The sequence below is a fragment of the Streptomyces sp. NPDC056296 genome (assembly GCF_042268605.1).
Taxonomy (GTDB): Bacteria; Actinomycetota; Actinomycetes; order Streptomycetales; family Streptomycetaceae; genus Streptomyces.
This window is the reverse complement of record NZ_JBHJRX010000079.1, coordinates 23,117-29,300: the sequence shown is the minus strand read 5'-3', so window position 1 is coordinate 29,300 and position 6,184 is coordinate 23,117. Positions and strand designations below refer to the sequence as shown.

Genomic DNA, 6,184 nt, shown 5'->3' with positions numbered 1-6,184 from the left:
AGCTCCACTCCACAACCGGAGGCCTTCGCCGTCCTACAGATTCAGACCGTGTCGTCGCACAAACTCGACCAACCTGGCTGGGCAGTACAGCTAGGTCAGCCGCACCCGGTACAGCTTCGCGATCAGCTCGCCGATCAGCCGTCGCGTCCGCAACTGCCCGCTCAGCCCGACGTCACAGGGCCGGTGATCCAGGACGGCCTGCCGCACGGTGGCCTGCTCGGCCTCCTCGAGTACCTGATGCGCCCCCACCGGCTTGCCACGGGGCCGCATGACCAGCGCCTCACGGCCACCGGCCTGCCATTTCGCCCACCAGCCGTCCACCGCCTTCAGCGACACCCCGAAGAGCTCCGCCACGTCCTCACGGTCCTGACCCGACACCAACGCGGCCACCGCCCGCAGCCGCAGGGCCTCCTGCGCCGAGGGCAACAGATGCCGCGCGTCCCCCACCAGATCGTCCACACACCACCGACGACCCAGAACCCAAACCGTTTCGGATCAAAATGGATGACGTGGGCGGTTGCTGAGCCCGGAGCGGGGACGGTCGCATACGGGTGTCCCCCGCCCGTGCTTCCGCGGGCGGGGGAACCGGTCGGCCGCGGGCTACGGCAGCGCGTCCACGTGCGGGCCCACCACGTTGGACCACGCGTTCCCCGCCGTCGCGTCCCAGTTCGTGGACCAGGTCATCGCGCCCCGCAGGTCGGGGTACGTCCTCGACGGCTTGAAGGAGCCGCAGTTCGTGCCCTTGGTGAGGCAGTCCAGGGCGGCGTTGACCACCGACGGGGCGACGTAGCCGCCGCCCGCCGCACGGGTGGAGGCCGGCAGGCCGAGGCCGACCTGGGACGGGTCGAGGCCGTTCTCCAGCTGGATGCAGGCCAGGGCGGTGAGGAAGTCGACCGTGCCCTGCGCGTACACCTTGCCGTCGCAGCCCAGCATCGTGCCGCTGTTGTAGTACTGCATGTTGACGACGGTGAGGATGTCCTTCACGTTCAGCGCCGTGCGGAAGTACGAGCCGGACGTCGACTGCATGTCGATCGTCTGCGGCGCCATCGTCAGGATCATGTCCGGGCCCGCCTTCGCCGACAGGGCACGCAGGGCCTGCGTCATGTAGGTCGGGTTGAGACCGTTCTCCAGGTCGATGTCGACGCCGTCGAAGCCGTACTCCTGCATCACGGACCAGACCGAGTTCGCGAAGTTCGTCGCGGAGGCCGAGTCGTTCACCGAGACGGTGCCCTTCTCGCCGCCCACCGAGATGATGACCTTCTTCCCGGCGGCCTGCTTCGCGCGGACGTCCGCCTTGAACTGGTCGACCGTGTAGCCGTCGAGCCCGGCCGAGTCGAGGTTGAAGGTGACCGCGCCCGGCGTCGTCGTCGCGTCCGCGAAGGAGACCGCGATGATGTCGTACTGGGCGGAGACGTCCGAGATCCTCTGGACCGTCGCCCCGTTGTCGAAGTTCTGCCAGTAGCCGGTCACCGCGTGCTTGGGCAGGTCGCCGCCCCCGCCGCCGCCCTGCTCCGTCGTCCGGGCCGTCACCGCCGCCGACTTCGCCGACTCACCGGCCGCGTTCGTCGCCGTGACCTGCATGGAGTACGACGTCGAGGCCGCGAGGCCGGTCACCGTCGCCGACGTGCCGGTGACCGCCGTCACCTTCGTACCGTCGCGGTAGATGTTGTAGCCGGTCGCGCCCGACACCGCGTTCCAGGCGAGCGACGCCGAGGAGGACGTCGTACCGGAGACGCTCAGACCCGCCGGGGCCGACGGGACCGTGGGCTCCGGCTCACCGTCGCCGCCGCCTCCGTCGGGGCCGAAGACGGACAGGTCGTCGGCGTAGTAGGCCGACTGCCCGTACCAGCCGTGCGTGTACACGGTCACCGAGGTCGTCGAGGAGCCCGTCGTGAACCTCGTCGACAGCTGCTTCCAGGAGGCCGAGTCCGGGGTCCAGGTCGACACGTCCGTCGTACCCGTGCCCGTCACGCCCAGGTACGCGTACCCGCCCTGGACCCACGCGCTCAGCGTGTACGTCGAGCCGGGCTTCACCTTCACCGTCTGGGAACACCGGGCGTTGTCCTGCCCGCTCGGTGACGCCTTGAGCGCGGCGGAGCCGGCGTGCGCCGGGGAGGAGACGCTCGTACCGCTGTTCGCGGAGCAGGACCAGTTGCTCAGGCCGGCCTCGAAGCCGGCGTTCTTCGCGTTGTTGACGTCCGCGGCGGACGCCTGGCCGACGGCCGTGACCGAGAGGGCGAGCGCGGCGGTGACGGCTCCCGCCCAGAACTTCGTCCGTCTGCCGAACCGTCTGTGCACGGGCTCCATTGAGGCCTCCGGTGGGGGAGTGGGGGCATTGAGGTGAGGGTGGTCCAGACCAATTGAGGGTGTCAAGGGGTAAGTCCGGACCAAGTTCGCCGCCACGTCCCGGACTTGGCGCCGTCCGGTGAGCGCTCCCTCGGCCGGCCGGTCGGCCGGTCGCCCTGCCGTCCGGGTCGCACAGCCGGCCAACGAAAAATGCTCAACCTGCCCCGATTTGCCGCACCTTGTGCAACACAAGTTGTTCCACAGCTACAGAAACGCTGTTCTCCGGTCACAGACGCGTGGATACAGTGCTCAGGTAGTCACGCAGTGAAGTCATCCGGGTGTGCCGGAGTAACACCGGCGGACCGACGGGCATGGGGAGACGGGGAGCCGCGCGTGCCAACTGCCATTGCCGTGACCAGTGCCGACATGGCACTGCCGCCACAGGACGAACGGACGCTGCCCGCGGTCGTCCTCCAGGACCTCGACCGGCGTCCGCTGGAGCACGCGCTGGCCGAGCTGCAGTCGCTGGTCGACCAGCACGGGCACGTGATCGTGGTGTGCTCGCAGGCCCTCCCCGAGAGCGTGGAACGACGGCTGTACACCGTCCGCGCCCTCCTGGAGACCGACCGCATCGCCCTGTTCCGGCCGCCCCTGCCCCCGCTCGGACTCGCCGTACTGGCCCGTCAGTTGCGGCAACTCGCCTCCTGCGACCTCAGCCCCGGCGTCCTCGCCTCGGCCGGCCGGCTGCTCACCCACTACATCCACGCCGGCGCGCTGCTCGGCTCCGTCGCCCGGCTCGACCACGTCCCTGTCGGCCTGAAGTCGCACGCCAGGTCCTGGATGCCGGGCAGCCAGTTCGGCGTCGTGGCCCACCCCGTGCCGCAACTGGTGCGCATCGGCCCCGAAGCCGCCCTCGACGGCCCCGAGTTCGGCACCAGCCTGCTGGTCGCCAAGGGCCAACTGCCGTCCGACTGGGTCGCCGGCACTCTCGCCCCGTCCTGGCGCGTGCAGGGACTGCGCGAGACGCCGCTGCCCGCCGAGTCCCCCGACTGGTGGGGCACCGGGAAGGTGACCGAGTTCTGCGCCTACCTGCCCGACCTGTCGGTCCTCTACCAACTGGTCACGTCGGTGCGGCAGAGCGCCTGCCATTGGTGCGGCATCGACGTCATCGGCGACCGGTGCGTGTTCTGCTCCGCGACACCGCCGGTGTACGACACCGCGCCGGCGCTGTCCGGCCCCCGCCGGGACGCCGCCCTCGGCCCCCGCCGGGACGCCGCCCTCGGCCCCCGCCGGGACGCCGCCCTCGGTCACCGCCGTGAGAGACGAGCCCTCACCGGGTAGGCCCGTACCGCGCCGCTCCCGTCGCCCAGCCCGCCCGTCGTCCGATCCGGTTCGACCGATTCCCCAATGAGGTCCCACGGCTCATGAACTCCCGTCAGCGCCGCGGCATCATCCTGCTGATCCTGTCGGTCCTCTGCGCCCTCGGTGCGTTCGCCGGTGTGCTGTCCGTCATCAACGACGTGAAGTCCAAGGTCGGGCCGGAGGTCACCGCGTACCGGCTCAAGACGAACGTGGAGCCCTACACGCCCCTCGGCGCGAGTCAGTTCGAGAAGATCGAGATGCCCGAGCGCTGGCTGTCGGAGAACGCCGTCACCGACCTCGGCCAGGTCCGCGGCAAGATCGCCGTGACGACGCTGAAGAAGGGCTCGTTGCTGCAGAGCGACATGATCGTCGACCAGCCCGCCCTGCAACCCGGGCAGCAGGAGGTCGCCATCATGATCGACGCGGCGACCGGCGTCGCCGGCAAGATCACACCCGGCTCCTCCGTCAACGTGTACGCCACCTTCGAGGGAGCGCGTGAGGGCGACCCCGCTCAGTCGAAGATCATCGTCACCAACGCCAAGGTCATCGATGTCGGCGACCTCACCTCGCTGAAGCCCGACGAGAACAGCCAGGACCGGGAACCCACCGACGCCGTCCCCATCACCTTCGCACTGTCCACCATCGACGCCCAGCGCATCACCTACGCCGAGTCGTTCGCCCAGCGGGTCCGGCTCGCGCTGGTGGCGCCCGGCAGCGACACCACGGTCCCCGACAAGGACCGGACGTACGAACTCGCGAAGGACAAGTGAGAGCCCGTATGCCCACGAGGATCCTCCCGGCAGTCGGCGACGCGGACGCCGTACGGTCCATCACGACCCTGCTCAGCCAGCTCCCGGACGCCGAACCGGTCGCCCCGGTGACCGACTCCACCCAGCTCGTCGACACCCTCGCCCGCCTCGCCGCCGAGTCCGTCGACGAACTGCCCGAGGTCGTGATCGTCCACGAACGCATCGGCCCGGTCCCGGCCCTGGAGCTGATCCGCGAGGTCGCCCTCCGATTCCCCGCCGTCGGCGTCATCCTCGTCACCTCCGACCCCGGCCCCGGCCTCTTCCAGGCCGCCATGGACTACGGCGCCCGCGGCCTGGTCGCCCTGCCGCTCGGCTACGAGGAACTGGCCAGCCGCGTCCAGGCGGTGGCCCAGTGGTCGGTGGGCGTACGCCGGCACCTCGGCAGCGGCGTCGAGGTGTTCACCGGAGCCGGCGGCACCGTCGTCACGGTCAGCGGCGCGAAGGGCGGGGTGGGGACCTCCATGACCGCGATCCAGCTGGCCCTCGCCGCCCAGGCGTCGGGCCGGCCCACGGCACTGGTCGACATGGACCTCCAGGCCGGCGACGTCGCCTCCTACCTGGACGTCCAGTTCCGCCGCTCCGTCGTCGACCTCGCCACCATCACGGACATCTCGCCGCGCGTCCTGGCCGACGCCGTCTTCCGCCACGACACCGGCCTCGCCCTGCTGCTCGCCCCCGGCGAGGGGGAACGCGGCGAGGAGGTCACCGACCGCGCCACCCGCCAGATCGTCAGCGCCCTGCGCTCCCGCTACGAGGTCGTCGTCCTCGACTGCGGCGCCCAGCTCGGCGGGGCCGGCGCCGCGGCCGTGGAGATGGCCGACTCGGCGCTGCTGGTCACCACCCCCGACGTGGTCGCCGTGCGGGGCGCCAAGCGCGCGGTGCGGATGTGGGACCGGTTGCAGATCCGCAAGGCGGAGGAGACCACGGTGGTCGTCAACCGGCACACGCGGGCCACGGAGATCCAGCCCCCGCTGATCCAGAAGATCACCGGCACGGCGGTCGCGGCCACCACCGTCCCCGCCAACTTCAAGGAGCTCCAGGGCGCCGTGGACGCCGGCCGCGTCCACGAACTGGACAGCAAGGGCACGGTGAAGCAGGCCATGTGGGCGCTCGCGGGCGAACTCGGGCTGGTCAGGGCCGCCGAGGGGGACCATCGCAAGGGCGGCGGCCGGTTCCGCGGCGGCGACCGGGGGTCGGTGAGCTTCCGGCGGCGGAAGGACGGTGCGGGATGAACGCCTTACGGCGCGGGTCCCGGGACGCGCGCCCGCCTGCGGGAGGGGACGGGCGCCGCCCTGGGGACGCTCGGCCGCTCGCGGGAGGGGACGGGTGCCGCCCTCGGGACGCCCGGCCACCCGCGGGAGGGGACGCGGGCCAGGTCACCATCGAGTTCCTCGGCATGACCCCGGTGATCATCGCGACGCTGGTGGTGCTGTGGCAGCTCGTACTCGTGGGATACACGTACACGCTCGCGGGTAATGCTGCCGACGAGGCGGTACGGGCGGCGACGGCGGCGGACCGGGGTGCGCGGCAGGGAGCCTGCCAGGAGGCGGGCCGGGACAAGCTGCCGGGCGCGTGGGAGGGGGGCGCCGAGGTGAGCTGCGACACCGCGGGCGGCTTCGTCACCGCCGACGTGCGCATCGAGGTGCCCATCCTCTTCCCGGGCACGGTCAGCTTCCCTTTCACCGTGCACGGGCACGCGGGCGCCGTAGAGGAGGAGACCGACTGAG

Annotated in this window: 6 protein-coding genes; 4 read left to right on the top strand and 2 right to left on the bottom strand. The window is 71.1% G+C overall.

From position 1 onward, the window contains the following. Nucleotides 1-90: 90 nt before the first annotated feature. Complete coding sequence (locus tag ACFCZF_RS37055; RefSeq protein ID WP_375924795.1) at nt 91-459, bottom strand: transposase; 369 nt, start codon at nt 457-459, stop codon at nt 91-93. Between the two features lie 141 nt (nt 460-600). Next, on the bottom strand, nt 601-2,307 hold the full coding sequence (locus ACFCZF_RS37050; protein WP_375924793.1) for a chitinase: 1,707 nt from the start codon (nt 2,305-2,307) through the stop codon (nt 601-603). 405 nt (nt 2,308-2,712) lie between these two features. Between ACFCZF_RS37050 and ACFCZF_RS37045 the strand changes: the two genes are divergently transcribed. The 4 genes from ACFCZF_RS37045 to ACFCZF_RS37030 all read left to right on the top strand — a co-directional run bounded on the left by ACFCZF_RS37045 (nt 2,713) and on the right by ACFCZF_RS37030 (nt 6,183). Next, nucleotides 2,713-3,627 carry a hypothetical protein gene (locus ACFCZF_RS37045; protein WP_376675399.1) on the top strand — a complete coding sequence of 305 codons (915 nt, stop codon included), beginning with the start codon at nt 2,713-2,715 and terminating at the stop codon, nt 3,625-3,627. Between the two features lie 83 nt (nt 3,628-3,710). Beyond that, entirely contained in the window at nt 3,711-4,418 is a 708-nt protein-coding gene (gene cpaB, locus ACFCZF_RS37040; protein ID WP_376675396.1) for a Flp pilus assembly protein CpaB, read from the top strand. An 8-nt stretch (nt 4,419-4,426) separates the two neighbouring features. Further along, nucleotides 4,427-5,689 (top strand): CpaE family protein, encoded by a 1,263-nt coding sequence (locus ACFCZF_RS37035; RefSeq protein WP_376675395.1) that lies wholly within the window; start codon nt 4,427-4,429, stop codon nt 5,687-5,689. A 164-nt stretch (nt 5,690-5,853) separates the two neighbouring features. Next, nucleotides 5,854-6,183 carry a pilus assembly protein gene (locus ACFCZF_RS37030; protein WP_376675394.1) on the top strand — a complete coding sequence of 110 codons (330 nt, stop codon included), beginning with the start codon at nt 5,854-5,856 and terminating at the stop codon, nt 6,181-6,183. Nucleotide 6,184 lies beyond the last annotated feature (1 nt).

Coding starts and splice junctions, on each gene's coding strand:
- ACFCZF_RS37035 (WP_376675395.1), top strand. CDS start 4,427: ATGCCCACGAGGATCCTCCCGGCAGTCGGCGACGCGGACGCCGTACGG.
- ACFCZF_RS37030 (WP_376675394.1), top strand. CDS start 5,854: ATGACCCCGGTGATCATCGCGACGCTGGTGGTGCTGTGGCAGCTCGTA.
- ACFCZF_RS37045 (WP_376675399.1), top strand. CDS start 2,713: ATGGCACTGCCGCCACAGGACGAACGGACGCTGCCCGCGGTCGTCCTC.
- cpaB (WP_376675396.1), top strand. CDS start 3,711: ATGAACTCCCGTCAGCGCCGCGGCATCATCCTGCTGATCCTGTCGGTC.
- ACFCZF_RS37050 (WP_375924793.1), bottom strand. CDS start 2,307: ATGGAGCCCGTGCACAGACGGTTCGGCAGACGGACGAAGTTCTGGGCG.